General features: G+C 71.1%; 25 protein-coding genes. 18 read left to right on the top strand and 7 right to left on the bottom strand.

The genetic code is table 11. The features are described from left to right. Positions 1 to 9: 9 nt before the first annotated feature. Positions 10 to 1,020, bottom strand: coding sequence for a 2-hydroxyacid dehydrogenase (locus tag JCR33_RS10835; RefSeq protein WP_198882063.1), 1,011 nt, complete (start codon positions 1,018 to 1,020; stop codon positions 10 to 12). A gap of 96 nt (positions 1,021 to 1,116) precedes the next feature. Here JCR33_RS10835 and JCR33_RS10830 point away from each other — a divergent pair, with 96 nt between their 5' ends. From JCR33_RS10830 to JCR33_RS10805, 6 genes are all read left to right on the top strand, one after another. Then, a complete protein-coding gene (locus tag JCR33_RS10830) occupies positions 1,117 to 1,662 on the top strand; it encodes an SH3 domain-containing protein (RefSeq protein ID WP_211110207.1) in 546 nt (181 codons plus the stop codon). A gap of 551 nt (positions 1,663 to 2,213) precedes the next feature. Further along, a complete protein-coding gene (locus tag JCR33_RS25505) occupies positions 2,214 to 2,948 on the top strand; it encodes a DUF930 domain-containing protein (RefSeq protein WP_198882062.1) in 735 nt (244 codons plus the stop codon). A 219-nt stretch (positions 2,949 to 3,167) separates the two neighbouring features. Then, on the top strand, positions 3,168 to 4,589 hold the full coding sequence (locus JCR33_RS10820) for a heterodisulfide reductase-related iron-sulfur binding cluster (protein WP_198882061.1): 1,422 nt from the start codon (positions 3,168 to 3,170) through the stop codon (positions 4,587 to 4,589). 76 nt (positions 4,590 to 4,665) lie between these two features. Continuing rightward, a complete protein-coding gene (locus tag JCR33_RS10815; RefSeq protein WP_198882060.1) occupies positions 4,666 to 5,301 on the top strand; it encodes an isochorismatase family protein in 636 nt (211 codons plus the stop codon). Between the two features lie 567 nt (positions 5,302 to 5,868). Beyond that, positions 5,869 to 6,798 (top strand): polysaccharide deacetylase family protein, encoded by a 930-nt coding sequence (locus JCR33_RS10810; RefSeq protein ID WP_198882059.1) that lies wholly within the window; start codon positions 5,869 to 5,871, stop codon positions 6,796 to 6,798. Between the two features lie 98 nt (positions 6,799 to 6,896). Further along, on the top strand, positions 6,897 to 7,637 hold the full coding sequence (locus JCR33_RS10805; protein WP_198882058.1) for an SDR family oxidoreductase: 741 nt from the start codon (positions 6,897 to 6,899) through the stop codon (positions 7,635 to 7,637). Positions 7,638 to 7,688: 51 nt separating this feature from the next. On the opposite strand, the gene JCR33_RS10800 is transcribed toward JCR33_RS10805, so the two are convergent. After that, entirely contained in the window at positions 7,689 to 8,390 is a 702-nt protein-coding gene (locus JCR33_RS10800) for a GntR family transcriptional regulator (protein WP_198882057.1), read from the bottom strand. 250 nt (positions 8,391 to 8,640) lie between these two features. Beyond that, positions 8,641 to 9,798 (bottom strand): aminotransferase class V-fold PLP-dependent enzyme, encoded by a 1,158-nt coding sequence (locus tag JCR33_RS10795; RefSeq protein WP_198882056.1) that lies wholly within the window; start codon positions 9,796 to 9,798, stop codon positions 8,641 to 8,643. 216 nt (positions 9,799 to 10,014) lie between these two features. Here JCR33_RS10795 and JCR33_RS10790 point away from each other — a divergent pair, with 216 nt between their 5' ends. From JCR33_RS10790 to adhP, 6 genes are all read left to right on the top strand, one after another. Next, positions 10,015 to 11,394, top strand: a complete 1,380-nt coding sequence (locus JCR33_RS10790) for an amidase (RefSeq protein WP_198882055.1) — start codon at positions 10,015 to 10,017, stop codon at positions 11,392 to 11,394. Next, entirely contained in the window at positions 11,387 to 12,007 is a 621-nt protein-coding gene (locus tag JCR33_RS10785; protein WP_198882054.1) for a helix-turn-helix domain-containing protein, read from the top strand. Before JCR33_RS10790 ends, JCR33_RS10785 begins: the two co-directional genes overlap by 8 nt. 118 nt (positions 12,008 to 12,125) lie before the next feature. Next, positions 12,126 to 13,013 (top strand): class II glutamine amidotransferase, encoded by an 888-nt coding sequence (locus tag JCR33_RS10780; protein ID WP_198882053.1) that lies wholly within the window; start codon positions 12,126 to 12,128, stop codon positions 13,011 to 13,013. Continuing rightward, positions 13,010 to 13,690, top strand: coding sequence for a GltB/FmdC/FwdC-like GXGXG domain-containing protein (locus JCR33_RS10775; protein ID WP_198882052.1), 681 nt, complete (start codon positions 13,010 to 13,012; stop codon positions 13,688 to 13,690). Before JCR33_RS10780 ends, JCR33_RS10775 begins: the two co-directional genes overlap by 4 nt. Before the next feature lie 20 nt (positions 13,691 to 13,710). Beyond that, entirely contained in the window at positions 13,711 to 15,027 is a 1,317-nt protein-coding gene (locus JCR33_RS10770; RefSeq protein WP_198882051.1) for an FMN-binding glutamate synthase family protein, read from the top strand. A gap of 365 nt (positions 15,028 to 15,392) precedes the next feature. Further along, positions 15,393 to 16,421 carry an alcohol dehydrogenase AdhP gene (gene adhP / locus JCR33_RS10765; protein ID WP_198882050.1) on the top strand — a complete coding sequence of 343 codons (1,029 nt, stop codon included), beginning with the start codon at positions 15,393 to 15,395 and terminating at the stop codon, positions 16,419 to 16,421. Positions 16,422 to 16,454: 33 nt separating this feature from the next. On the opposite strand, the gene JCR33_RS10760 is transcribed toward adhP, so the two are convergent. After that, positions 16,455 to 16,808, bottom strand: a complete 354-nt coding sequence (locus JCR33_RS10760) for a hypothetical protein (RefSeq protein WP_198882049.1) — start codon at positions 16,806 to 16,808, stop codon at positions 16,455 to 16,457. Positions 16,809 to 16,817: 9 nt separating this feature from the next. On the opposite strand from JCR33_RS10760, the gene JCR33_RS10755 reads away from it, so the two are divergent. Both JCR33_RS10755 and rpoH read left to right on the top strand, forming a co-directional pair. Beyond that, positions 16,818 to 17,792, top strand: a complete 975-nt coding sequence (locus JCR33_RS10755) for an RluA family pseudouridine synthase (protein ID WP_198882048.1) — start codon at positions 16,818 to 16,820, stop codon at positions 17,790 to 17,792. Positions 17,793 to 17,967: 175 nt separating this feature from the next. Further along, the gene (gene rpoH / locus JCR33_RS10750; protein WP_198882047.1) at positions 17,968 to 18,870 is read left to right on the top strand and encodes an RNA polymerase sigma factor RpoH; all 903 of its coding nucleotides are present in this window, start codon (positions 17,968 to 17,970) and stop codon (positions 18,868 to 18,870) included. Positions 18,871 to 19,027: 157 nt separating this feature from the next. On the opposite strand, the gene mdoH is transcribed toward rpoH, so the two are convergent. After that, complete coding sequence (mdoH, locus tag JCR33_RS10745; RefSeq protein ID WP_198882046.1) at positions 19,028 to 20,932, bottom strand: glucans biosynthesis glucosyltransferase MdoH; 1,905 nt, start codon at positions 20,930 to 20,932, stop codon at positions 19,028 to 19,030. Between the two features lie 198 nt (positions 20,933 to 21,130). On the opposite strand from mdoH, the gene JCR33_RS10740 reads away from it, so the two are divergent. The 4 genes from JCR33_RS10740 to JCR33_RS10725 are packed head-to-tail and all read left to right on the top strand — an operon-like array spanning position 21,131 to position 24,175. Continuing rightward, on the top strand, positions 21,131 to 21,934 hold the full coding sequence (locus JCR33_RS10740; protein ID WP_232372486.1) for a zinc-dependent alcohol dehydrogenase: 804 nt from the start codon (positions 21,131 to 21,133) through the stop codon (positions 21,932 to 21,934). Continuing rightward, positions 21,935 to 22,333: a 6-pyruvoyl trahydropterin synthase family protein gene (locus tag JCR33_RS10735; RefSeq protein ID WP_198882044.1), complete on the top strand. Its 399-nt coding sequence runs from the start codon at positions 21,935 to 21,937 to the stop codon at positions 22,331 to 22,333. Position 22,334: 1 nt separating this feature from the next. Beyond that, positions 22,335 to 23,390 (top strand): glycosyltransferase family 4 protein, encoded by a 1,056-nt coding sequence (locus tag JCR33_RS10730; RefSeq protein WP_198882043.1) that lies wholly within the window; start codon positions 22,335 to 22,337, stop codon positions 23,388 to 23,390. After that, entirely contained in the window at positions 23,387 to 24,175 is a 789-nt protein-coding gene (locus tag JCR33_RS10725) for a class I SAM-dependent methyltransferase (RefSeq protein ID WP_198882042.1), read from the top strand. Before JCR33_RS10730 ends, JCR33_RS10725 begins: the two co-directional genes overlap by 4 nt. Here the strand turns inward: JCR33_RS10725 and JCR33_RS10720 are convergent. Both JCR33_RS10720 and JCR33_RS10715 read right to left on the bottom strand, forming a co-directional pair. Further along, complete coding sequence (locus JCR33_RS10720; protein ID WP_332461162.1) at positions 24,165 to 24,833, bottom strand: RibD family protein; 669 nt, start codon at positions 24,831 to 24,833, stop codon at positions 24,165 to 24,167. The two genes, JCR33_RS10725 and JCR33_RS10720, sit on opposite strands and share 11 nt — an antisense overlap. Positions 24,834 to 24,868: 35 nt before the next feature. Beyond that, positions 24,869 to 25,438, bottom strand: a complete 570-nt coding sequence (locus JCR33_RS10715) for a cytochrome b (RefSeq protein WP_198882041.1) — start codon at positions 25,436 to 25,438, stop codon at positions 24,869 to 24,871. Positions 25,439 to 25,719 lie beyond the last annotated feature (281 nt).

Raw genomic sequence — 25,719 nt, 5'->3', positions numbered from 1 at the left:
CCGTCCTTATCAAGCGGTAAGCTTCCTGTGGACACCGGCGTGGTGGGCGAGCACCAGATCCGGCGGACGGTGGCCGTCGAGAAAAGTGCGGATGTTGATGATGACCTTCTCGCCCATATCGATGCGGCCTTCAACGGTGGCCGAGCCCATGTGCGGCAAGAGGAGAGCCTTGCCCTCGCGCGCGAGCGCCTGAAGCCGGCTGTCGACGGCCGGAACGCGGGTGTAGACGTCGAGCGCGGCGCCGCCGAGAAGGCCGGCCGCGAGCCGCTCGATGAGCGCCGCCTCGTCGACGATGTCACCGCGGGCGATGTTGACGAGCACCGCCTCCGGCCGCATCAGCGCCAGGCGGCGCGCCGACAACAGGTGATAGGTCGCCGGCGTCTGCGGACAATGGATCGATACGATGTCCATGTTGGCGAGCATCTGGTCGAGGCTCGCCCAGTAGGTCGCCTCCAGCGGCTCGACGACCGAGGCGGCCGCCGGACGCGGCGCATGATAGTGCACCGACATGCCGAAGGCGCGCGCGCGCCGCGCCACCGCCGCCCCGATACGCCCCAATCCGACGATCCCGATGCGCCGGCCCGACACGCGGTGGCCCATCATCCAGGTGGGCGACCAGCCGTGAAAGCGGCCCTCCTCCATCACCTTCACCCCCTCCGGGATGCGCCGGCGCAGGGCGAGGATCATCGCCATCGTCATGTCGGCGGTGTCCTCGGTGAGGACGCCGGGGGTGTTGGTGACGGCGATGCGACGCGCCGCCGCAGCGTTGAGATCGATGTGGTCGACGCCGTTGCCGAAGTTGGCGACGAGGCCGAGGTCGGGCCCCGCCTGGGCGAGCACCGCGGCGTCGATGCGGTCGGTGATGGTGGGGACGAGCACGCGCGCGGTGCGCATGGCGTTCACGAGCTCCGCCTGGGTCATCGGCACGTCGGCGGTGTTGAGCCGCACGTCGAAGAGCTGACGCATCCGCTCCTCCACGGGAGCAGGGAGCCTGCGTGTGACGATGACGGTTCCAGCCATGAAGTTCCCCAGCAACCGGCAAGCGTGACTGGCAGATCGGTAACGATGACGCAACCCGAAGATGGCACGATCGGGCGTCCATGAAATGGGGGACCGATGAAACTCTTTCCATCGTTGCGCCACCCGGTGTGGGTGGTGATGGGGCTCGCCGTGGCGATCGCCGTGCTCGCGATGCCGGGCACCCCGAAGGCGGCGAGCGCGCTCGGCACCGGCGACAGCGGCCTGCCCGTGCCGCGCTTCGTGAGCCTCGCCTCCTCAGAGGTGAATGTCCGGATGGGTCCGTCGACGAGCCACAAGGTGAAGTGGACCTTCATCAAGGCCGGGCTGCCGGTGGAGGTGCTGCGCGAGTTCGGCAACTGGCGCCAGGTGCGCGACGCGGAGGGCGAGGAAGGCTGGATCCACGCCGCGCTCCTCTCCGGCCGGCGCACCGTGCTCGTCTCGCCCTGGGCGAGCGACGAGAACGTGCCGCTGCGCGCGGTGGCCAAGGCGACGGCCAAGCCCATCGCCTACCTTGAGCCCTCGGTGCTCGCCGACGTGAAACGCTGCGACGGCTCCTGGTGCTCGATCTCCGGCCGCGGCTGGCAGGGCCTCGTGCCCCAGCGCCTCCTGTGGGGCGTCTACCCGAAGGAAACCGTCGACTGACATGGGGCGCCCGCACCCGAGCGGAGGGAATCTCCGTGGTCGATGCCTTGCCCGATCACGGAGAGCCCAGCCCCCGAACCGACCATCCCGACAAATCCACGATCGACCCCGACGCCTCGCCCGCCGGCACGCACACCCGGGCCAACGACGAGGGCGGGCTACGCTCGGGCCGGATCCCGCATCGCGAAGGTGCCTCAGCATCAACCGAAACCCCCGGTGGAGGCAGGGCGCTCGTTGAGCCGGCGATGACCTCGTAAACGATCATGGGCCCGGCGAAGCGCCACAGCGCATTGCAGCCGCTCGAGAGCCGGGGGTTGCCGCGCTCGCGCGGGCAAGGCATTCGAGCGTCGCCGCGCAAGCCGGGCCCTTCGGTCGGAGCCTTCTTGCCCCCATGGCCCCGCCGTCCGCCACGGGGCAGGGATGCAGGACAGGGCCTCACCCGGAAACGCCGAACACTGGTTTACTCGGAGCGCATCGAGCCATTTCATGCTCGAACCGGAACCAGGCTCGGAACCGGCCTTGCACGGAAGCCCATCGTGGTTGGAGACGCCGTGGCCCTCGAAGCTGAGCGGGATGCCGACGGGTTGCATCGCAGGGAGCATCCCGGCGGATTGCGAACCCTGCCATACCTCGTCGCATCCCTCGGGTTCCACGTCGTCGTCGTCCTCGCGCTCACGATCGCATTCAGCGACGTGACGCCGCTGACACCCGTGTCTCCGGTTCCGATCGTAGTCGATCTCCTCCCCGAGGCGGCCGTCCCTGTCGCCGAGCCTGCGGCCTCACCCGCCGATGCGGAGGCGGTGGCCCCCGGCGCGCTCCCCTCCGAGACCGAAGCGGCCCCCGCACCGTCGCCCGAACCGCAATCTCAAGGCGTCCTCGTGAGACCGGCGACGATGCTGGCCGACGCCACGCTCAACGAGCCCGCCAACCGCAAAGCACGAGAAGCACTGAGGACGCTCGGCACGGACGACCGGATGGAGCAGCTGTGTGACGTCGAAGCGATGGAGCAGATCGCGGTGTGGCGCCCGAACGAATACCGGCCCGAACTGCTCGTGGCTTACGCGTTCGCCGACACGGTCTTTTCCGGGCGCACGGTCACGGCGGAGGGGGCCGCCTTCCGAAGCAAAGACAATTGGTACCATCTCGACTTCACATGCGAGGTCGCCGAGGACATGGAGCGCGTCGTCGCATTCGAATTTCAAGTCGGCGACGTCATTCCACGCCATTTGTGGGAGCAATATTACCTTGAATCCAGTCCGGTGGACGGGAACGTCGACGCGAATTGAGCGTGCTCGTCCTTCGGCGCGGCGACGTGCCGGTGCGCCGATCGGGACAAGGGCTCGGTAGAGCGCGTCCCGCTCCCCGCGCTCAAACGCACTCACGGTTGCAGGCAACCCGTGGGTTCGCACGGCGGGCCGTGACGAGAGCCCAGGCCTGCCCGGCAAGGCGGCACCGTGACGCCATTTTGGCTTCCCGAGCGTCGAGACTTCCTCTAGCGTCGCGCCATGCAGACGAACTTCACATTGGACCAGCTCGAAGATCCGGCCATCCGCGAGGCCGACGGCATCCTCCGATCCTGCGTCCATTGCGGCTTCTGCACCGCGACCTGCCCCACCTTCGTCCTCATCGGGGACGAGCGGGATTCGCCGCGCGGACGCATCTATCTCATCAAGGACATGCTGGAGAAGGGCCGCGCGGCGACGCGCGAGGACGTGACCCACCTCGACCGCTGCCTCTCCTGTCTCGCCTGCATGACGACGTGCCCCTCGGGCGTCCACTACATGCACCTCGTCGACCACGCGCGCGCCCACGTGGAGGCGACCTATCGGCGTCCCTTCGCCGATCGGCTGATCCGCTCGCTGCTCGCGCGGATCCTGCCCTATCCGGCGCGCTTCGGTGCAGCGCTGCGGCTCGCCCGGCTCGCCCGCCCGGTGGGCGCCCCGGTGCTCCGCCGCCTCGCGGGGCGGCCCGCGCCGAGCCGCGTCGGCAACGAGAACCGGCCGATGACGGCGGGCCTTCCCTCCGCCGTCAACACGCCGCGCCGCACCGCTCCCAACGCGAGCCTCCTGTCGCGCCTCGAAGCCATGCTGGCGCTCGCGCCGGCGAGCCTCCCCGCCGCCCCGGCCGAGGAGCCGGCCACCATCACCACCCCCGCGATGCGCGTCGCGATGCTCACCGGCTGCGCCCAGAGCGTGCTCGCCCCGTCGATCAACGCGGCGGCGCGGCGGGTGCTCGCGCGCGCCGGCGTCGCCGTGGTGCCGGCGCCGGGCGAGGGCTGCTGCGGCGCGCTCGTCCATCACATGGGCCGCGAGGCCGACGCCCTCGACGCCGCCCGCGCCAACGTCGACGCCTGGTGGCGCCTCCACGAGGCGGGCGGGCTCGACGCCATCGTCATCACCGCGTCGGGCTGCGGCACCACGGTGAAGGACTACGGCTTCATGCTGCGCCACGACCCGGCCTACGCTCAGAAGGCCGCCACCATCGCCGCCCTCGCCAAGGACGTGACGGAGGTGCTCACCGGGCTCGAGCTCGGCGCGCCCGTCCGCCGCACCGAGGCGGCCGTCGCCTACCACAGCGCCTGCTCGATGCAGCACGGGCAGAAGATCCGCCGCGAGCCCAAGACTCTGCTGCAGGCCGCCGGCTTCACCGTGAAGGACGTGCCGGAGGGCCACCTCTGCTGCGGCTCGGCCGGCACCTACAACATCATGCAGCCCGGCATCGCGGTGCAGCTGCGCGATCGCAAGCTCGCCAACATCGACACCACCGGCGCCGCCATCGTCGCGACCGGCAACATCGGCTGCATGACGCAGCTCGGCGCCGGCACCCGCCCGGTGGTGCACACGGTGGAGCTGATCGACTGGGCCTATGGCGGCCCCGCCCCCGCGGCCGCCGCCGGCCTCCTCGAGCCGGAGCCCGCGGCCGCCTGACGCACGCCGGCTGGACAGCCGGCACCTCCGCCCTGTCTGATAGGCCGGCATCCGGCCGACATCAGGGGAGGATCCGATGAGCTCATCCGACACCGACGTCTACGCCCGTCAGGGCTTCGGCGGCGCGCTCGACTTCGTGCCGCCCGCCGCCCTCGTCGTCATCGACTTCCAGGAAGGCTTCGCCGACCCCGACGTCTTCGGCGGCGGCAACATTGCCGAGGCGATGGCCGCGACCCTCCCTCTCCTCGAAAAGGCGCGGAGCTGGGGCTGGCCCATCGCCCACACCCGCGTGGTGTTCGCCGAGGATGGCTCCAACGCCAACCGCTTCTCCGACAAGCTGCCCGCCCTGCTGCGCCTCACCCCCGAGGCGTCCATCACCCCGATCGTCACCTCGCTGGCGCCGCGGCCGGGCGAACTGGTGATCGACAAGCAGCTCCCGTCCGCCTTCGCCGACACGCCGCTGCGGGCCTTCCTCACCCGGCAGGGCGTGCGCACGCTGGTGGTCGCCGGCTGCACCACCAGCGGCTGCGTCCGCGCCACGGTGATCGACGCCATGAACGCCGGCCTCGTCCCGGTGGTGGTGGAGGACTGCGTGGGCGACCGCGCGCTCGGCCCGCATGCCGCCAACCTCTTCGACATGCAGCAAAAATACGCCGACGTCCTCTCCCGCGACGCGCTCCTTTCCCGCCTCGGCGACCGCGCCGCCGCCTGAGCTGGAGCGGCGGCGCGGGCCACCGCCACGGGCTCGCCCGCCGAGGACGGCGCGCCATGCCGTTTTGCATTCTCGCAATCCGTCGGGCCGCCGCCCGACGGCGTCGTCGTTTGTTGATTTAGCGCATCATGTAGCAGACTTGATACAAGGCGGAGCGTCGCCGCCCCCGGCGGGGCGAGGGCTTTGATGACGATCCGTTGGGCGGAAACGCCGGGACTCGCTGACCCCCGATCGTGAAATGGTCATCCAATCGTCATCCGGATGACGGTTCGGCAGGTCATCCTGTCCTATCCATCTCCCATGACGGTACAAAACAGGCTACCTTCGTCAAACATCCAATTTCCGGTCTCGCATTCGAGCGAAATTGTGTAACAAACTAACTGTGATGCAGCCGATGCTCAGCCTTTGTCGTGCGGTGGCCTCGACCTCTTGCGTCGCGCCCATGCTCACGCCCCTGCCCGCGCCCCGCTTCGCGACGCGGCGCCGGCGCGCGCCCGACGGCAGGGGCGGCGGTCGAGTGACGTCCCCTGCGTGCGCTCCGCCCGCCACGCCGCTCGCCGAGGCCGCATGACCCGCCCCGCCCAGTTCGCCCCCCATCTCGACAGAGACTTCGTGGGCTACGGGGCGAACCCGCCCGATGCCGCCTGGCCGAACGGCGCACGGATCGCGGTCAACATCTGCCTCAACATCGAGGAGGGCGGCGAGCCGTCGGTTTCCGACGGCGACGAGTTCACCGAGGGCGGTCTCACCTTCTCGCGCCCGGGCAAGTCCTATCTGCGCGATCTCGGCGCCGAATCGATGTTCGAATATGGCAGCCGCGTGGGCTTCTGGCGCATCCACCGGCTGCTGCAGGAGCGCGCCCTACCGGCGACGATGTACGTCTGCGGCCTGGCGCTGGAGCGCAACGCGGAGGTCGCCGCCGCCATCGGCGCGGCCGACTACGATCTGTGCGGCCACGGCTGGCGCTGGGAATATCCGATGGACCTCACCGAGGACGAGGAGCGGGATCGCATCGCCCGCACCATCGCCGCCGCGGAGCGCACCGTGGGGCGCCGCCCCGAGGGATGGTATTGCCGCTACGCGCCGAGCCACCACACCCGCCGGCTGCTCGTCGAGGAAGGCGGCTTCCTCTACGATTCCGATTCCTACGCCGACGATCTGCCCTACTGGACGACGGTGGGGGGCGCACCCCACCTCATCGTCCCCTACAGCCTGATGGCGAACGACGTTCTGGCGATGCGCTCCGGCCTCGCCACGGCCGACCTCTATTTCGCCTTCCTGCGCGACGCCTTCGACACGCTCTATCGCGAGGGCACCCACACGCCACGGATGCTGTCGGTCGGCCTCCACGGCCGCATCATCGGCCATCCAGGCCGCTTCCCGGGCCTTGAGCGCTTCCTCGACCACCTCGCCGCGCTCCCCGACGTGTGGGTGTGCCGGCGCGCCGACATTGCCCGCCACTGGTCGCAGAAGCACCCCTACCCCGGCGAACCCTAGCTCCGTCCCCGCTCAGGCCGACAACCCGCTCTCACTCGCCCGGCCCGCTCATTCCCGTGCGCGGGCAACAGAACACACATGGATCTGGACCGAACCTCATGCATCTGAACCTCTCCCACCGGGTCGCGGTGATCACCGGTGGCGCATCGGGCATCGGGGCGGCGTGCGCTCACCTCTTCGCCGAGGCGGGGGCCCTCGTGGTCACCATCGACACCAGCGACGCTCCGGCGCCTCCCGGCGTCGCCCTCGCCCTCACCGGCGACGTCGGCAACGAAGACGACGTGCTCACCAACGCCGACGAGATCATGGACCGGTTCGGCCGGGTGGACGTGCTCGTGACCGCCGCGGCCTTCTCGACCGGCACCACCGTGCCCGACACCGCGCTCACCGACTGGGAGGCGGTGATGCGCACCAACGTGACCGGCACCTTCCTGTGGGCCCGCGCCGCGGTGAAGGCGATGGGCCGCTCCGGCGGCGGCTCCATCATCATGATCGCCTCGCAGCTCGCCCTTGCCGGCGGCCGCTCCAACGCCGCCTACATCGCCAGCAAGGGCGCGGTGGTGAGCCTTGCGAAGACGATGGCCCTCGACCACGCCGCCGACCACATTCGGGTGAACACCCTCGTGCCCGGCGCCATCGAGACCCCGCTCCTCGCCCGCTCCTTCGCCCGCACCGGCGACGCGGAGAGGGCACGCGAGCGCTCCACCGCCCGCCATCCGATGGGCCGGCTCGGCCGTCCCGACGAGATCGCCCGCGCGGCGCTCTTCCTCGCCTCCGACGCCTCGTCCTTCACCACCGGCTCCTGCCTGATGGCGGACGGCGGCTGGCTCGCCGGATAGCCCACGGCCGACAGGAGCGGCCCCCACCTTCCGCCCCACGCGGGGCCGCGCTCATTCCGCCGCCGTCTCCATGCCCTTGCGCCAGGGCATGAAGTGCGCCTCCAGCACCGCCTGTAGGTCGACCTGCGGGTCGGGCCGCTCGACCTCCGCGTCGATGAAGTCGCGCAGTGCCTCGTGGCGGCGCACCAGCACCGTCAGGTCGATGTCCTCGAGCTGGGCGAGGTTGAAGATGATGAGGACGTGCCGGGCGATGGCGCTCCACAACAGCCCGGTCACCTCGTTGCACGCCGCATCGGAGATCGCGCGGTGGAAGCGTACGTCGGCCGCGAGTATCGCACGCCGATCGCCGGCCCGCGCCGCCATCCGCATCTGTCCGATCGCGACGTCGAGCGGATCGCGATCGCTGTGGCCGGCGCGGTAGTTCTCGAGCGCGTCGCGCAACAGCAGCGTCTCCAGGATGAGGCGCACCTCGAACACCTGGGACACCTTTTCCGGCCCGAACGAGGCGACCGAGTAGCCGCGGTGGCTGCGGCCGACGAGCACCCCTTGAGTCTGCAGGATCTTGAGCGCTTCCCTGATCGGCACGCGGCTCACCGCGTAGCGTGCCGCGAGCGTCGTCTCGACAACGCGCTCGCCGGGCTTCAGGTGCCGTGTGGCGATCGCCTCGGCGACGGAGTCGGCGATGGCCTCCGGCAAGAGCGCCCGCTTGAGCTGCGGGAAGGCGCCTATGGAATCATCGCTTTCCTTGATCATAAGCGAAAGCCCTCGCGGTTCGGTCGACTGCAGCAAGGCAGGCGGAACGCCGGGCAAGGGCCATCCGTCGAGCACGCTCGCCCACCATCGTCGCCGATCGTCAGCCCGAGAGAGGGGCGGGTCGGCGCAACGCCGATGATCGAGCGGTGGCGACGCCCGTTCCCTCCGATCTCGCCGCAGTGTCCATCCAAAGACGCCGCGTGTCGACGACCGGACCGCAGAACGGGAACACGATTTGATGGAGGGGCGGTCAGGAACCCTCGGCGAGGATCGCCGTGAGCGGCTCGGCGAGGCCCGTGACCTCCTCCGCCGCGTTGTAGGCGTGCACCGAAATGCGCAGCAACAGCGCCTCGCCGAGCGCCTTCACCGCCACCTCGGTCTGGTGCAGCTCCCAGAGGGCGTCACGGATCGCGGCGGCTCGTGCGGGCGTCGCGGGGCCGGCGTCCGGAAGGCGTATCGTGACCATTGCGGCGTGGAGGCCGTCGCCGCCGGCAAGGCTCGTCCCGAGCGCCGCCGCGAGGGCAGTCCCCGCCTCGTTGGCGACGGCGCGGTTGCGCGCCCGCATCTTGGCCCCGCCGAGCTGCTCGTGCACCGCCACCGCCTTCGGCAGGCTCAGCCAGGCGGAGGGGTCGCGGGTGCCGATCTTGCCGAACTCGGCGACGAGTCCCTGACCGTAGGCGTGGCTGATCACCGCCGGATGGATCGGCGGCGCGTCGGGCGCGGCGACGAGGAAGGCCGCCCCCTTCGCCGAGGAGAGCCACTTGTGGGCATTGCCGACGTACCAGTGGGCGCCGATCGCCGTCACGTCGAGATCGAGCATGCCCGGGGCGTGGGCGCCGTCGACGAGCACCGGAATGCCGCGCTCCCGGCAGGCCGCGACGATCTCCGCCACCGGCATGATCAGCGCCGACGGCGAGGTGACGTGATCGATGATGACGAGCCGGGTGCGCGGCGTCAGCTCCGCGACGAGCGGCTCCAGGATCTCCGCGTGATCGGTGAGCGGCATCGGCACCGGCACCTCTACGAGCTCCACCCCGGTGCGCAGGCCCCGGTAGCGCACGATCTCGCGGGCCGAATCGTAGACGTGGCTCGTCGTCACCACCCGCTCGCCGGGGGCGAAGCTCAGCGAGCGCAGCACCGCGTTGAGGCCGGCGGTCGTATTCTCCAACAGCACGGTCCGCTCCGGATCGGCCCCGACGAGGCGTGCGAGTGGGGCGATCGCCTTGCGGATGAGGTCGGGCAGCTCGTTCGCATAGAACCGGGCCGGCTGGCGCTCGATCCTCTGACGCCAGTTGCGCTGCGCCTTCATCACCTCGAGGGGCGTGAGGCCGTAGGCGCCGTGGTTCAGATAGGTCACGCCATCCTCGAGCCCGAAATGGGCGCGAAGCTCGGGTCCGTACTCACTCACTCAGCGCACTCCTCGTCGATCGCGATCGGCGCCCCTGCGCGCCCGCGCGGGCCATCGCCTGACAGGCCGGGATGATTTTGTCCACTTCAAGCATGAGGATGGCGTGGAATCGACGGGCGCGGAGGGGGTCGGCATCGTCTCGCCTGCTCCGCGCGACAGCGGGCTCGCGACGCAGCGAGGTTGTCCGTCCCGGGAAGCCGGTGCATCCTCCCTTCCATGACCAGCACCCCCATCGACGGGCCCGCCGACGCTGATCTTTCGGCGGCCGACGCCACGCACCTCCTCGCCGCCTTCGGCGCGGGCTCCGACGATCCCGTCGCCGCTCTCGCGCGCGCCGAGGCGCGCCTTGCCGCCATCGACCCGCGCATCAACGCGATGACGGTGATGAACCCCGCCGCCCGCGCCGACGCGAAGGCGAGCGCCGCCCGCTGGCGCGCCGGCAGCCCGGTCGGGCCGCTCGACGGCGTGCCGATCACGCTGAAGGACAACCTCGTCGCCGCCGGCATGAGCGCGAGCTTCGGCACGCCCGCTCTCGCCGAGCGCATCGCCGCTCACGACGAGCTGCCCGTCGCCCGGCTGCGCGCCGCCGGCGCCGTCTTCCTCGGCAAGACCAACGTGCCGGAATTCTGCCTGGAGGGCTACACCGCGAACAGCGTCTACGGCGCGACGGGCAATCCGCACGCGCCGGACCTCACCCCCGGCGGCTCCTCCGGCGGGGCGGCGGCGTCGGTCGCCGCGGGCGTGGTGCCCGTCGGCATCGGCACCGACGGCGGCGGCTCGCTGCGCCGCCCCGCCGGCCACACCGGCCTTGTCACGCTGAAGTCGACGCCGCACCACTACGCCCGCGCCGCGGGCCTGCCCGTCCTCTATCTCGACTTCGAGGTGGTCGGCGCGCTGTGCCGCTCGCTCGCCGACCTCATCCTCTTCGACCGGGTGCTGTCGGCGCGGGAGCCCGCCCCCGAGCGGCGCCATCCCTGGCGCGTGCGCTATGTCGAGCGGCTCGGCGACGCGCCACTCGATCCAGTGATCGCCGCGACCTGCCGCACCGCCGTGGAAGGCCTCGCCGCCGCCGGCTGGCGGATCGAGGAGGGACCCCTCCCCCTCGATACCGACCCGATCATCGAGGTATGGCGCGACATCTCCGCGATCGGCCTCGCCCACGCCTTCGCCGCCGATCCGGAGATGGCCGCGCGCGCCACCGAGCGCTACCGCGCCCTCGCCGCCGAGGCGGCCGCGCTTCCCGCCACCCACCTCTACGAGATCGTCACCCGCGTGCGCCTCCTGCGCGAGGCGGCGCGCGAGACCTTCGCCGACGTCGATCTCTTGATCACGCCCGCCACCGCCGCGCAGCCTTGGCCCAAGGCGGAGGCGTTCCCGCCGGTGATCGACGGACATGCGGTCGGCCCGCGCGGCCACGCCGTCTATACCGGCTGGGTCAACGCCGCGGGCCTGCCCGCCCTCGCGGTGCCGCTTCCCGCACCGGCGGGCTCGCTCCCGATCGGCCTCCAGATCATCGCCGGCACCGGACGCGAGGACCGCCTCCTCGGCGTCGGCAAGGCGCTGCTCGAAGCAGGAGTGACGGCGCTCCGTGGCTGAACGGCAGGCCGACACCGCATCGGGCGCCCCACCCGCCGTCGACCGCTCGCTGGAGCGCGCGCTCGGCGCCCACGTCCGTCGGCTGCGGCGCCAGCGCGACCTCTCCGTCGCCGACCTCGCCCACGCCTGCGGCCTCTCGATCGGCATGCTGTCGAAGATCGAGAACGGCCAAACCTCGCCGTCCCTCACCAGCCTGCAGGCGCTGGCGGGCGCGCTCAACGTGCCCCTTTCCACCCTCTTCAGCGAGTTCGAGGAGGAGCGCGACTGCTCCTTCGTGCCGGCCGGCCAGGGCGTCCACATCGAGCGCCGCGGCACCCGTGCCGGTCATGTCTACGAGCTGCTCGGCCACGCCCTCAACGGCGACATCACCGTCGAGCCCTATCTCATCTCCTTCCACGACGACGCCCAGCCCTACACCGGCTTCCAGCACGCCGGCGCCGAGCTGATCCACATGCTGGAGGGCGAGGTGGTCTACCTCCACGGCGCGAAGTCCTACCATCTGCGCCCCGGCGACACGCTGCTCTTCAACCCCGCCGCCGCGCACGGACCGGCTGAGTTCGTCGTCCGCCCGACGCGCTATCTCTCCATCATCGTCTATCCGCGCGAACTCTAGATCTTTCCCAAGAAGAAACGTTGTTTCCCCGCGTTGACGACCTCGCCGGCCGGGAGTATCGCGATGGACGTTGCGACGCGCCCTCTCCGGGTCGCGCCGCCCAGCACGAGGACGCGCCATGTGTGGCATCGTGGGACTGTTCGCTAAATCGCCGTCGCTCGAAGCGCACGTCGGCGCGCTCACCGCCCAGATGCTGGCGGTGATGGGCGATCGCGGCCCCGACAGCGCCGGCTTCGCCGTCTATGGCGCCGACACCGGCCGCCTCAAGCTCACCCTGCGGAGTCCGGACGCCGCCGCCCGCGACGGGGCGCTCGCGGCGCTTGCCGCCCGCTTCGGCGAGGTGCGGCCCGTCCGCCGCGACACCCACATCGTCGTCAGCGTGCCGGAGAGGGACGAGATAGCCGCCCGCGCCCTCCTCGCCGAGAGCGGCGTCGCCGTCGTCGGCGCCGGCCGTCGCATGGAGCTCTACAAGGAAGTCGGCCGCCCCGAGGCGGTCGCCGCCGCCTTCGACCTGCCGGCGATGGCCGGCACCCACGCCGTCGGCCACACCCGCATGGCGACGGAGTCGGCCGTCACCACGCGCGGCGCCCATCCCTTCTCGACCGGGCCCGACCAGTGCCTCGTCCACAACGGCTCGCTGTCGAACCACAACGGCGTGCGCCGCATGCTCGTCCGCGAGGGCATCGCCTTCGAGACCGAGAACGATTCGGAGGTCGCCGCCGGCTACCTCACCTTTCGCATGCGCGAGGGCGCCTCGCTGGAGGAGGCGCTGACCGCCGCCCTCGCCGACCTCGACGGCTTCTACACCTTCCTCGTCGGCACCCGCACCGGCTTCGCGGTGCTGCGCGACCCCATCGCCTGCAAGCCGGCGGTGATGGCCGAGACCGACGACTATGTCGCCTTCGGCTCCGAGTTCCGCGCGCTGGCGGGCCTTCCCGGCATCGAGGACGCGCACCTCTTCGAGCCCGAGCCGGGCCGCGTCTACGCCTGGGAGCGTCCGGAGTGAGCTACTTCGACCTTGCCGACCGCCCGCTGCGCGAACTGAACGCCGCCCTCCACGCCCTTCCCGTCGACACCAACGACACCCATTGGAACGTGGAGAACCCCGCCGGCCGCCACGCCATCGCCTGCGGGCTGACGGTGCCGATCACCGTCGATCTCAAGGGCCATGTCGGCTACTACTGCGCCGGCATGAACAAGGACGCCGACGTCACCATTCGCGGCAACGCCGGGGTGGGCGTCGCCGAGAACATGATGTCGGGCCGGGTGACGGTGAAGGGCGACGCCAGCCAGTCGGCGGGCGCGTCGGGCCGCGGCGGGCTCCTCGTCATCGAGGGCAACGCGGCGGCGCGCTGCGGCATCTCCATGAAGGGGATCGACATCGTGGTGAAGGGCTCGGTGGGGCCGATGAGCGCGTTCATGGCGCAGAAGGGCAATCTCGTCGTGTTCGGCGACGCCGGCGAGGCGTTGGGCGATTCGCTCTACGAGGCGCGGCTCTTCGTGCGCGGGACGGTCGCGAGCCTCGGCGCCGACTGCGTCGAGACGACGATGGGGGACGACGACCGCGCCGCCCTCGCCGCCGTGCTCGACGAGGCGGGGCTCGCCGATCCCGGCGACTTCCGCCTCTACGCCTCGGCCCGCAGCCTCTACCACTTCAAGGTCGACAACCTCGACGCCTACTGAGCCCGCCATCCGAGCCCGACATGACCCACAGGACGCTGCCCCGCTTCTCCGCCACCTTCGACCCGCACACGATCTCCGAGATCCAGCGGGCGGCGGCGACCGGCATCTACGACATCCGCGGCGGCGGGGCGAAGCGCCGCGTACCCCACTTCGACGACCTCCTCTTCCTCGGCGCCTCGGTGTCGCGCTATCCGCTCGAGGGCTACCGCGAGCGCTGCGGCACCGACGTCGTGCTCGGCACCCGCTTCGCCCGCGAGCCGGTGCGGCTCAAGATCCCCGTCACCGTCGCCGGCATGAGCTTCGGCTCGCTGTCGGCCCAGGCGAAGGAAGCGCTCGGCCGCGGCGCCTCGGCGATGGGCACCTCCACCACCACCGGCGACGGCGGCATGACGGAGGAGGAGCGCGGCCATTCCACGACGCTCGTCTACCAGCTCCTCCCCTCCCGCTACGGCATGAGCCCCGACGACCTGCGCCGCGCCGACGCCATCGAGGTGGTGGTGGGCCAGGGCGCCAAGCCCGGCGGCGGCGGCATGCTGCTCGGACAGAAGATCAACGAGCGCGTCGCCGAGATGCGCGACCTGCCGGAGGGCATCGACCAGCGCTCCGCCTGCCGCCATCCCGACTGGACCGGCCCCGACGATCTCGAGATCAAGATCGAGGAATTGCGCGAGATCACCGACTGGCGGATCCCGATCTACGTGAAGGTGGGCGCGAGCCGCCCCTATTACGACGTGGCGCTGGCGGTGAAGTCCGGCGCCGACGTCGTCGTGCTCGACGGCATGCAGGGCGGCACCGCGGCGACGCAGGAGGTCTTCATCGAGCATGTCGGCATTCCGACGCTCGCCGCGATCCGGCCCGCGGTGAAGGCGCTCGAGGACCTCGGCATGCACCGCAAGGTGCAGCTCGTCGTGTCGGGCGGCATCCGCTCCGGCGCCGACGTCGCCAAGGCGCTGGCGCTCGGCGCCGACGCCGTCTCGATCGGCACCGCCGCGTTGATCGCCCTCGGCGACAACGACCCGGCGCTGGAGGAGGAGTACCGGGCACTCGGCACCACCGCCGGCGCCTACGACGATTGGCACGAGGGCAACGACCCCGCCGGCATCACCACCCAGCGGCCGGAGCTCGCGAGCCGCCTCGACCCGGTGCTCGCCGGCCGCCGCCTCGCCAACTATCTCGGCGTCCTGACGCTGGAGGCGCAGACCATCGCCCGTGCCTGCGGCAAGTCGCACGTGCACAATCTGGAGCCGGAGGACCTCGTCGCCCTCACCATCGAGGCGGCGGCGATGGCGGGCGTGCCGCTTGCCGGCACCGACTGGATTCCCGGCCGCGGGCTCTGATCTTCGCCGACGGCGACGCGCCCTCCGGCAGCGGCCGGCGGCCCGGCGATCGGCCGCCCGGTGAAGTCCGCCACGATACGAACCTTGTGCGGACCTGCGGCTTGGAGGATGGTCGGGGGTGGACGGTTGGCAGGCCGGGTGGAGACGCGTTCCCGGTGAGGCTGAAGGCCGCCCTCGGGCCGGTGAAGCTGGCGGACTGTCCGCCTCGTCCGACCTGCGGCACCTCGACCTCCTGGGGATCCGAACGCGCCCCCGCGCGGTTCCCGATCGAGCTGCACGCCCGACCGGCCGCCCGCCATACGGCGGCAGGTCCGTCGGCGCGGCGGTGCGGACATCCGTCCGGACTGAAAGCGAGGTACGCTATCATGGCGAAGATGATGAAGGCGGCGGTCGTGCATGCGTTCGGCGAGCCGCTGGTGATCGAGGACATGCCGGTACCCGAGGTCGGGCGCGGCCAGATCCTGATGAAGGTGGCGGCGTCCGGCGTCTGCCACACCGATCTCCACGCCGCCTCCGGCGACTGGCCGGTGAAGCCGACCCCGCCCTTCGTGCCCGGGCACGAGGGCGTCGGCTACGTGGCGGCGGTCGGCGCCGACGTGACCGCGGTGAAGGAGGGCGACCGTATCGGCGTGCCGTGGCTCCACACCGCGTGCGGCCACTGCGAGCACTGCCGCACCGGATGGGAGACGCTCTGCTACGACCAGCAGATGACGGGTTATACCGTCAACGGCGGTTTCGCCGAATATGTGCTCGCCGACCCCGACTATGTGGGCCATCTGCCCGACGCGCTCGAGTTCGGCCCCGCGGCCCCGGTGCTGTGCGCCGGGGTGACGGTCTACAAGGGCCTCAAGGAGACCGGGGCGAAGCCCGGCCAGTGGGCCGTCGTCTCCGGCATCGGCGGCCTCGGCCACATGGCGGTGCAATATGCGAAGGCGATGGGGATGCACGTCCTCGCCGTCGACGTCGCCGAGGACAAGCTCGCGCTGGCGGCATCGCTCGGCGCCGACGCCACCGTCGACGCCCGCGCCAACGATGCGGTGGAAGAGGTCCGCAAGATCACCGACGGCGGCGCCCACGGGGTGCTCGTCACCGCCGTGTCGCGGGGCGCCTTCGCCCAGGCCGTCGCGATGACGCGGCGGCACGGCACCATGGCCCTCGTCGGCCTGCCGCCGGGCGACTTCCCGCTGCCGATCTTCGACGTGGTGCTGAACGGCATCACCGTGCGCGGCTCCATCGTCGGCACCCGCCAGGACCTCGTGGAGGCGCTGGAGTTCGCCGGCGAGGGCAAGGTCGCCTCCCACTTCTCCTGGGACAAGCTCGACAACATCAACGCCATCTTCGACCGCATGAAGGGTGGCAAGATCGATGGCCGCGTGGTGATGGAGATCGCCTGATCCGGAAGCGACGCCGCCGCGCCTCGGCTCAGCTCAGCGCGGCGGCTCCGGCGTTGCCGGGCGCGCCAGCATGAAGGTGTCGGTGAGCGCCCCGTCGCCGAGCCGGCGCACTTCGATGCGCGGATTATCGCCGCCGACGGTGAGGACGAGCCGCTCGCCCGAAACCGTCGCCGCCACCAGCTCGCCCGGCTCGATCGGAAGGGCGACGGGCGCCGCCGGCTCCGGCACGCTGGCCGTATCCCTCGACACGCGATAGACCACCGCGATACCAACGGTCACGAATCCGAGGCCCATGATCGCCGACGACACCAGGAGCAGACGGGTCAGCTTCTTGCGCACCCGCTCCATGGCGGGATCGAGCTCGCTCTCCGGTTCGATGTCAGTCACGGGCGCTCCATGGACGAGGACGAAATCGAGGTGAATGTGGAACGCGCAGGGCGTGCCGACGCGGCCCTCGCATCCGCGGTGGCGAACCTCAGCCGCACCCGCATCCAGGGGCTGATACGGTCTGGCGCGGTGGAACTCAACGGTGCACCGCTCGCCGACCCCAGCTACAAGGTGAAGCCGGGCGACACGCTGGTTCTGGTGCCGCCGCCCCCCGTCGCCGCCGAGCCCGTCCCGGAGCCGATCCCGCTCGACGTGCTCTACGAGGACGACGCCGTCATCATCATCGCCAAGCCGGCGGGGCTCGTGGTGCATCCGGCCGCCGGCCACGCCTCGGGTACGCTCGTCAACGCCCTCCTCCACCACTGCGCCGGCAGCCTTTCGGGCATCGGCGGCGTGCTGCGCCCCGGCATCGTGCATCGGCTCGACAAGGACACCTCGGGCGTGATGGTGGCGGCAAAGAGCGACGTCGCCCACCAGTCGCTCGCCGCCCAGTTCGCCGACCACGGCCGCACCGGGCCGCTCCGGCGGCGCTACACCGCCCTCGTGTGGGGCGAGCCGTCGCCGGCGACTGGCACCATCGACCGGCCGCTGGGGCGCCACCCGTCCGACCGCCAGCGCTTCGCGGTGCGCGCGGGCGGCAAGGAAGCGATCACCCACTATCAATTGAAGGAGCGGCTCGGGGAGGCGAGCCTCGTCGAATGCGAGCTCGAGACCGGGCGCACCCATCAGATCCGGGTGCATCTCGCGGCCATCGGCCACCCGCTCCTCGGCGACCCGCTCTACGGGGCGGGATTTGCGAGCAAGGCGAACCGTTTGCCGGAGGCGGCGCGGGCCGCCCTCGCCGCGCTCGGGCGGCAGGCGCTGCATGCCGGCCACCTCACCATCCGCCACCCGGTGACGGGCGAGACGATGGCCTTCGACGCGCCGTTGCCGGACGACCTCGCGCACCTCGTGACGGTACTGCGCACAAAATCGCAAGGCTGATTCATGTCCAGTTCAGCCCGATCAACGTGTACTTATGGTAAGTTGCAAGCTTCGGCCCGGCCTGGGAGTGTTGAATTCGCTCAGCAGAATACCCATGTAGAGCGGTCCCGCGGTGCCTTCGGACCGCGCACGCGTCACGCCCGACGGGTGGCGCACCCCCAATAGGAGGGACTTTATGGCCCAATCCCTACCGGCGATCGCATCCGGCGAGGCAGGACTGTCGCGCTATCTGGATGAGATCCGCAAGTTTCCCATGTTGGAGCCGCAAGAGGAGTACATGCTCGCCAAGGCGTACCTTGAGCATGACGACTCCGATTCGGCCCACAAGCTCGTCACCAGCCACCTCCGCCTCGTCGCCAAGATCGCGATGGGTTACCGTGGCTATGGTCTTCCCATCTCCGAGGTCATCTCGGAAGGCAACGTCGGCCTCATGCAGGCGGTGAAGCGTTTCGACCCCGAAAAGGGCTTCCGCCTCGCCACCTATGCTATGTGGTGGATCAAGGCGGCAATCCAAGAGTACATCTTGCGCTCTTGGAGCCTCGTCAAGCTTGGCACAACCGCCAACCAGAAGCGTCTGTTCTTCAACCTGCGCAAGGTGAAGAGCTCGATTCAGGCGCTGGAGGACGGCGACCTGCGCCCGGATCAGGTGAGCACCATCGCCGAGAAGCTCAACGTGCCCGAAGCGGACGTGATCTCGATGAACCGGCGCCTGTCGGGCGATTCCTCGCTCAACGCGCCGATCCGTCAGGAGGCCGATTCGGGCGAGTGGCAGGACTGGCTGGTCGACGAGAGCAACAGCCAGGAGGAAATCCTAGCCGAGAGCGAGGAGCTCGACAACCGTCGCGCCCTCCTGAAGAACGCCCTCGGCGTGCTCAACGAGCGCGAGAAGCGCATCTTCGAAATGCGCCGCCTCGCCGAAGAGCCGATGACGCTGGAGGCGCTCTCCACCGAATTCGGCGTCTCGCGCGAGCGCGTGCGGCAGATCGAGGTACGCGCCTTCGAGAAGGTGCAGAAGGCCGTCATGCGCGCCGCCCGCGAACTGGAGCGGCCGCAGGAGCAGCTCGCCTCCCCGGCCTGAACGACCGAACGACCCCTCGACGGCCCGGCCTTCCGCCGGGCCGTTTTTGTATCTGCTCGCCGCACGGCGCGGTGCGGCGCTGGAGCATTCCGCGCCCACATCGTTGAGCGGAAGCACGTCGTCCCGCCCAAGCGCTCCCACTTCGGCGGGACGGGCGCTATGCCGCGAGCGCCAGCCGCGACAGCGTCGGGTGCGGCTGCCCCTCCTCCGGGATCGCGCAGAGGCCGACGGCGGTCGCCCACCGCCCCACGCCTTCGCCGGCACTGAGGACGGCGAAGGGCACCGCGAGCACGAAGCCCGCGATCACCGGCGCGGCCCACGGGAGCACCCCCGGCGCCATCACCGCGAACACGGCGAAGAGGGCGATCCCCGCCGCCGTCTGCGGCAGGAAGGTGGTGATCGCCTCGCCCCAGCCGACGCGCCTCACCGCGCGCGACTGGGCCCGCCAGTCGAGCCGCTGGCCGAAGGCGAGGCCCACGGCGAACACCGCCACCGCGAACGCCACCACCGGCGCGACGATCGCCGAGCACAGAAGCTCCACCACGCCGCCGAGCACCACCTGGCCCCGGCCGCCGTAGCGGGCGCTCTCGCGCGCCGAGGCGACGACGCCGGCGAGCCCCATCAGCTTGGGCGCGAAGGTCATCGCCATCACCGCCGCGAAGATCGCGAGGCCGAGGCCCACCGGATAGTCCCCGACGCCCGCCGGCCCGAAGAGAAGCGCGACGCCGAAGCCCATGAACGCCATCCATGCCGGCGCGCCGAGATACATCAGGATCGCGAGCGACAGCTGAACCCGGCTCATCGGCCGCAGACCGGGCATCGCGAGGAGCTGAAAATACTGCATGTTGCCCTGGCACCAGCGCAGCTCGCGGCGGATGAAGTCGGGCAGCGTCGGCGGGTTCTCCTCGTAGCTTTCCCCCTCCTCCGCCAGCACCCGCACGTGGTAGCCGGCGCGCCGCATCAGCACCGCCTCGACCTGGTCGTGGCTCATGATCGCGCCGCCGAGCGGGCCCCTGCCGTTCAGCGTCGGCAGCGAACAGTGGTCGCGGAAGGCGCGGGTGCGGATCAACGCATTGTGACCCCAATAGGGGCCGCAATCGCCCGTCCACCAGGCCGAGCCCGCGGTATAGGCCCGCATCCCGTGGCGCATGCCGAACTGGAACACGCGGGTGAAGAAGGCGGTCGCGGGCGTGCCCACCACGAGGCTCTGCAAGATGCCGATGCGGCGGTGACGTTGCATGATGCGCACCAGGCGCAGCACCGCCGCCGCCCCCATGAAGCTGTCGGCGTCGAGCGGCAGGAAGAAGTCGTAATCCTCCCCCGCCCGGCGGCAGAACTCTTCCAGATTGCCCGCCTTGTAGCCGGTGTTGACGGCCCGTCGGCGATAGAAGATCTGATCGGCCAATGGGCTCTGCGCCCGCCAGGCGGCGACGAGCCTCTCCTCCTCCGCCGCGATCTCCGGATCGTCGGTGTCGCTCAGGAGATGCACGTCGAAATGCGCCGCCATCCCCTCGCGGGCGAGATCGTCGAGCATCGCCCGCACCCGCGCGATCGCCGGGCCCGGCGCCTCGTTGCGCAAGGCCATCGCGAGCGCCGTGCGGGTGGTGACGGGGGCGAAGGCCGGCGCCTCCAGCGCCAAGGGGTCGTCGCCGTCCTCGCCACGGGCGAGCACGAACGTGCCGATGATCGCGTTCCAGAAGCCGATGGAGAGCCACGGCAGCGTCGTGACGAAGGCGAGCCACATGCCGACCTTCGCGAGCGCGAAGCCTGTCGAGAACAGCACCACCCCCATCGCCACCGCGAGCGTGAGGATGGTGGCGCCGTTGAGCGTCGCCACCATGATCCGCCGGCGCCGTAGAAGGCGCCCCGCGCGCCGCAGCCGTCCCCGGTCCGACAGGGGCCGCTGCGTCGCGAACGTGGTGTCTGAGGCGGATCGGTGCACCATGGTCTCCCTTTCTTCGGCGGGCAGGCCGAACGTGGTCCCGCCGCTCTGGCGTCCGCGGCGTGCTGCCCCAACTGTGTTCGTTGTTCGGTTCGTCAACCGGGGAGTGAGATGCGGCATATTGCGGCCAGAGGATGTGACGAGCATCGCGCTACGGCGTTGTGGTGCGAAAGAAAAGACACGTATGCGTTAGCGTCCGCCCCGCTCCCGCCCGTCGGTTCCGACGCCGTCCGGCTCGTCGCCATCGCCTCGGCGGTGAGCCGCGGCACCGAGCGTCTAGTGCTCGAAGGCCGCGTCCCGGCGTCCGAAACGGAGCGGATGCGCTGCCCCCACCAGGAAGGCGAGTTCCCGTTTCCGGTGAAGTACGGCTACGCCCTCGTCGGCCGCATCGCGGAGGGGCCGGCGGCGCTGATCGGGCGCATCGGCTTCGCGCTCCACCCGCATCAGTCGGCCGCGGTGGTCGCCGCCGACGCGGTGTCGCTGGTGCCCGAAGGCGTGCCGCCGCGCCGCGCCACCCTCGCCGCCAACCTCGAGACGGCCCTCAACATCGTGTGGGACTCCGGTGCCTCGCTCGGCGATCGCGTCCTTGTGATCGGCGCCGGGGTGGTGGGCCTGCTCGTCGCGCGCCTCCTGTCCCGCATCGCCGGGGTGGAGGTGACGCTCGCCGACGCCGACCCCGCCAAGCGCGCCGCCGCGGAGGCGATGGGGGCCGCCTTCGCCGCCCCGCACTCCCTTCCCGCCGACGTCGACGTGGCGATCAACGCCACCGGCTCCGATGCCGGGCTCGACATGGCGATCGCCGCCGCCGGCCTCGAGGCGCGCATCGTGGAGGCGAGCTGGCACGGCGAGGGCACCCAGCGCGTCACCCTCGGCGGCGCCTTCCACGCCCGCCGCCTCACCATCCAGTCCTCGCAGGTGGGACGCATCCCCGCGGCGCGGGCGGCTCGCTGGACCCACCGCCGCCGCCTCGCTACCGTCATGCGCCTCCTGGAAGACGATGCCCTCGACGCCCTCATCAGCCACGAAGTCCCCCTCGCCGAAGCGCCCGCCCGCCTGCCCGGCCTGCTCAAGGAGCCCGGTGCGCTCGGGATTCTCATCACCTACGACGCCCAAGGAGCCTGAATGTACGCCCTCGAAGTCCGCGACCACATCATGATCGCCCATAGCCTCTCCGGCGACGCCTTCGGCCCGGCGCAGCAGCTTCATGGGGCGACCTTCGTGGTCGACGCCGCCTTCTTCTGCGATACCTTAGGTCCCAACGACATCGTGATCGATATCGGCCTCGCCGCCGACGTGCTGAAGCGCGTTCTCGGCGAGCTGAACTTTCGCAATCTCGATGCGTTACCCGATTTCGCGGCGACCCGGTCCACCACCGAGGTTCTGGCGAAGTGGATCTTCGATAAGCTCGCCGCCGAATTGAGAAGCGGCGGCATGGGGGAGGATGGCGCCAATGTCAGGCGGCTACGTGTCGCGCTCAACGAGTCCCACGTCGCCCGGGCCTGGTACGAAGCCGATCTCTGAGATGCGCCCAATCACGTTCGCCTATCCCGGCGATCTCGACACGCTCACCGGCGGCTACGGCTACGACCGGCGGCTCATCGAAGCCCTCAAGGCGGCGGGCCACACGGTGACCCCGCTCGCCTTGGGCGACGGCTTCCCCGATCCCGACGGGCCGACGCTCGACGGCGCCCTCTCCCGCCTCGCCGCCGTTCCCGCCACCACAACGCTGCTCGTCGACGGTCTGGCCTATGGCGCCCTGCCGGCCGAGGGGCTCGAACGGGTCGCCGCGCCGATCGTCGCCGTCGTGCACCACCCGCTGGCGCTCGAGACGGGCGTCGCGCCGGACGCGGCCCCCGCCATCGCCGCACGCGAGCGCGCCGCCCTCACCCATGCCCGCGCCGTGGTGGTGACGAGCCGCCACACCCGCGACACCCTCGTCGCCGACTATGGCGTCGCCGCCGACGCCATCCACGTCGCCGTGCCCGGCCTCGACGGGGCCTGGCACCAGTCCACCGCGCGCCGGCCGGCCCGTCCGCCGCGCATCGTGTCCGTCGCCAGCATCGTGCCGCGCAAGGGGTTCGACATCCTCGTCGCGGCGCTCGCGAAGGTGAGCGACCTCGCGTGGAACGCCACCATCATCGGCAGCCTCGATCGCGCGCCCGACGCGGTGGTCGCCCTCGCCAACCAGATCGCCGCCGCCGGGCTCGGTCGCCGCATCGCCTTCATCGGCGAGGCGGGGCAAGCGGAGATCCGCGCCGTCTACCGCGAGGCGAGCCTCTTCGCCCTCGCCTCGCGCTACGAGGGATTCGGCATGGTGTTCGCGGAGGCGATGGCGTCCGGCCTGCCGATCGTCGCGACCCGCGGCGGCGCGATCCCCGACGTCGTTCCCGAGACCGCCGGCATCCTCGTCGACGTCGACGCCGCCGATGCCTTCGCCGCCGCCCTGCGCACCGTCCTCACCGGTCCGGCCCTGTCGGAGCGCCTCTCCGCCGGCGCCGCCGCCGCAGCCAAGACGTTCGACGGATGGGAGGAGACGGGCGCCATCGTCTCCCGTCTGGTGCAGGAGCTGCAGGGTTGAGCTTTTCCGCCGACTGGCTGTCACTGCGCGCCCCGGCCGACGCCCGCGCGCGCAGCCTCGAGCTGATCGATCGCGCCGGCCGCATCGCCCGCGGAACCGTCGGGGATCGACTGCGGATCGTCGACCTCGGCGCCGGCACCGGCGCGACCTTGCGTGCGCTCGCCTCCCGCCTGCCCGGACCGCAGGACTGGCTGCTCGTCGACGCCGATGCCAGCCTCCTCGCGCATGGTAAGGCGCCGCCGGGCGACATCACCGTCAGCACCCGCGTCGCCGATCTGACCGCCACGCCGGCTCCCTGGGAGGGGCGGGCCGACCTCGTGACCGCGTCCGCCCTCTTCGACCTCGCCTCGCGCGACTACATCGCCGCCCTCGCCGACCGTCTCGCGGCCGACCGGACCCCGCTCCTCGCCATGCTGACCTATGACGGTCGGCTGGAACTCACCCCCGCCCACCCCTTCGACGCGGCGATGCGCGAGGCCTTCAACGCGCACCAACAAGGCGAGAAGTCGTTCGGCCGCGCCGTCGGGCCCGACGGACCCGCCGTCATCGTGGAGGTGTTCGCGGCGGCGGGCTTCGCCGTGGAGCGACGCGACACCCCCTGGGTCCTCGGCGAGGCGGACGCCGCGCTGATCGCCGCGACGCTCGACGGCTGGGCCGCCGCCGCCCACGAGATCCGCCCCGACGCGGCCGACGCCATCGCCGACTGGCGCGCCGCGCGGGCGGAGGGCGTCAGCCGCCTCCTCGTCGGCCACGAGGACGTTCTGGCGCTGCCGCTCAACTCCTGAGGTCGCAGTCGAACACCACGTCGCCGCCGGGGAGCGGCAGCACGGTGACGCGCGGCCGCAGCGCATCGTCGAGCCGGTCGATCCCCGGCAGATCGACGCCGATGGGACCGGAGCCGATCAGCATCGGCGCGACGAGGACGCAGAGCCGGTCGAGCGCGCCGGCGGCGAGGAAGGCGCTCACCGTGGCCGCCCCGCCCTCCACCAGCACTTGGCGCAATCCCCGCGCGGCGAGGGCAGCGAGGATCGCGGCGGGCTCCAGCGGCGCGTCCACCGCCGCCGGCGGGATCACCTCCACCCCTTCCGGATCGTCCGGCGCGGCGGCGCCGAAGACGATGCGCCGCCCGGGACCGGCGAGCATCCGCAGCCCCGCCCCCGCCCGGCGGCGCCGATCGATCAGCACCCGCGCCGGATCGCGGCCGATGCAGTGGCGCACGGTGAGCTGCGGATCGTCGGCCTGGGCGGTGCCGGCGCCGACGACCACCGCATCGACGTTCGCGCGCAGCTGATGGAGGACGCCGATGGCGTCCGGCCCGTTGATGTAGTGGGAATGCCCCGACGGGGTGGCGATGCGCCCGTCGATCGACTGGCCGATCTGCGCCACCACCAGCGGCGCCCCCGTCGCCCGCGCGACCGCGAGGGCCGCAAGGCTTTCGAGCACCGCCCCATCCACTGGCCCGTCCGCCACCATGGGGTTCAGAGCGACCGCGGCCACATCCGCGAGAACACCCCGTCGCGCCGCACCACGCCGTGATAGAGCGCCGCCGCGATGTGGAGAACGGCGAGGACGATCAGCACCCAGACCAACGTCTCGTGCACCTCGATGATCTGCCCGTAGGCTTCCTTGTCGGGCGAGATCAGCGCCGGCAGGTCGAAGAGGCCGAAGATGTTGAGGGCGGGAAAGGCCGACACCGCCGCCCACCCCGACAGCGGCACCGCGATCAGGACGGCGTAGAGGCCCCAATGGGTGATCGCCGCCACGAGCTTCTGCACGCCGCTCACCGCCGCCGGCGGCGCCCCGCGGAACAGCCGCCACAGAAGGCGCGCCGCGGTGAACCAGAGGAGCGTGAAGCCGATGATCTTGTGCGAGGCGAAGAGGGTGTCGGTCAGCGACCCCCAGACGTTCGCCTCCGCGCGCGAGGCCATCCAGAAGCCCAGCGCGAGAAGCGCGGCGACGGCGAGCACCGTGATCCAGTGGAAGCCCTTCGCCACCGCCGAATAGGCTACTGGCAGAGCGCGCCCGGCCGACTGCTGATCCACTGCCATCCTCACATCCTCCGGTCGCGCACGCCCTGGTCGACGGGCGCCTGTGGTTCGCCCACAGGAGGAAGGGCGGGCATCCTCCTGTCAAGCGGCCGCCTCCCCACGAACTTGTGAACCCAGAGTTGAACTAAGAACGGGGCCGTTTGCGTAGCCCTCGCGGCGCCGGTGCGCGACAATCGCGACCTCTGCGTTGACCTTCCCGCGCGCAGCACCAAGACGTGGGGGAAGGTGCAAGCGTTGCCGAGGACGTGAGGGAATGGATCTAAGGGACTCAATGGACGCGC

Source organism: Acuticoccus mangrovi (genome assembly GCF_016411865.1).
Classification (GTDB): domain Bacteria; phylum Pseudomonadota; class Alphaproteobacteria; order Rhizobiales; family Amorphaceae; genus Acuticoccus; species Acuticoccus mangrovi.
Note: the sequence above shows the minus strand (reverse complement) of the source record. Positions and strands in the feature narration are given on the sequence as shown.

Excerpts from the sequence above, each read along its gene's own strand:
- JCR33_RS10740 (WP_232372486.1), top strand. The coding sequence starts at position 21,131 with ATGCGCTGCCCCCACCAGGAAGGCGAGTTCCCGTTTCCGGTGAAGTAC.
- JCR33_RS10790 (WP_198882055.1), top strand. The coding sequence starts at position 10,015 with ATGACCAGCACCCCCATCGACGGGCCCGCCGACGCTGATCTTTCGGCG.
- JCR33_RS10755 (WP_198882048.1), top strand. The coding sequence starts at position 16,818 with ATGGACGAGGACGAAATCGAGGTGAATGTGGAACGCGCAGGGCGTGCC.
- JCR33_RS10735 (WP_198882044.1), top strand. The coding sequence starts at position 21,935 with ATGTACGCCCTCGAAGTCCGCGACCACATCATGATCGCCCATAGCCTC.
- mdoH (WP_198882046.1), bottom strand. The coding sequence starts at position 20,932 with ATGCCGCATCTCACTCCCCGGTTGACGAACCGAACAACGAACACAGTT.
- rpoH (WP_198882047.1), top strand. The coding sequence starts at position 17,968 with ATGGCCCAATCCCTACCGGCGATCGCATCCGGCGAGGCAGGACTGTCG.
- JCR33_RS10780 (WP_198882053.1), top strand. The coding sequence starts at position 12,126 with ATGTGTGGCATCGTGGGACTGTTCGCTAAATCGCCGTCGCTCGAAGCG.
- JCR33_RS10815 (WP_198882060.1), top strand. The coding sequence starts at position 4,666 with ATGAGCTCATCCGACACCGACGTCTACGCCCGTCAGGGCTTCGGCGGC.
- JCR33_RS10730 (WP_198882043.1), top strand. The coding sequence starts at position 22,335 with ATGCGCCCAATCACGTTCGCCTATCCCGGCGATCTCGACACGCTCACC.
- JCR33_RS10770 (WP_198882051.1), top strand. The coding sequence starts at position 13,711 with ATGACCCACAGGACGCTGCCCCGCTTCTCCGCCACCTTCGACCCGCAC.
- JCR33_RS10820 (WP_198882061.1), top strand. The coding sequence starts at position 3,168 with ATGCAGACGAACTTCACATTGGACCAGCTCGAAGATCCGGCCATCCGC.
- JCR33_RS10830 (WP_211110207.1), top strand. The coding sequence starts at position 1,117 with ATGAAACTCTTTCCATCGTTGCGCCACCCGGTGTGGGTGGTGATGGGG.
- JCR33_RS10715 (WP_198882041.1), bottom strand. The coding sequence starts at position 25,438 with ATGGCAGTGGATCAGCAGTCGGCCGGGCGCGCTCTGCCAGTAGCCTAT.
- JCR33_RS10810 (WP_198882059.1), top strand. The coding sequence starts at position 5,869 with ATGACCCGCCCCGCCCAGTTCGCCCCCCATCTCGACAGAGACTTCGTG.
- JCR33_RS10800 (WP_198882057.1), bottom strand. The coding sequence starts at position 8,390 with ATGATCAAGGAAAGCGATGATTCCATAGGCGCCTTCCCGCAGCTCAAG.
- adhP (WP_198882050.1), top strand. The coding sequence starts at position 15,393 with ATGGCGAAGATGATGAAGGCGGCGGTCGTGCATGCGTTCGGCGAGCCG.
- JCR33_RS10835 (WP_198882063.1), bottom strand. The coding sequence starts at position 1,020 with ATGGCTGGAACCGTCATCGTCACACGCAGGCTCCCTGCTCCCGTGGAG.
- JCR33_RS10805 (WP_198882058.1), top strand. The coding sequence starts at position 6,897 with ATGCATCTGAACCTCTCCCACCGGGTCGCGGTGATCACCGGTGGCGCA.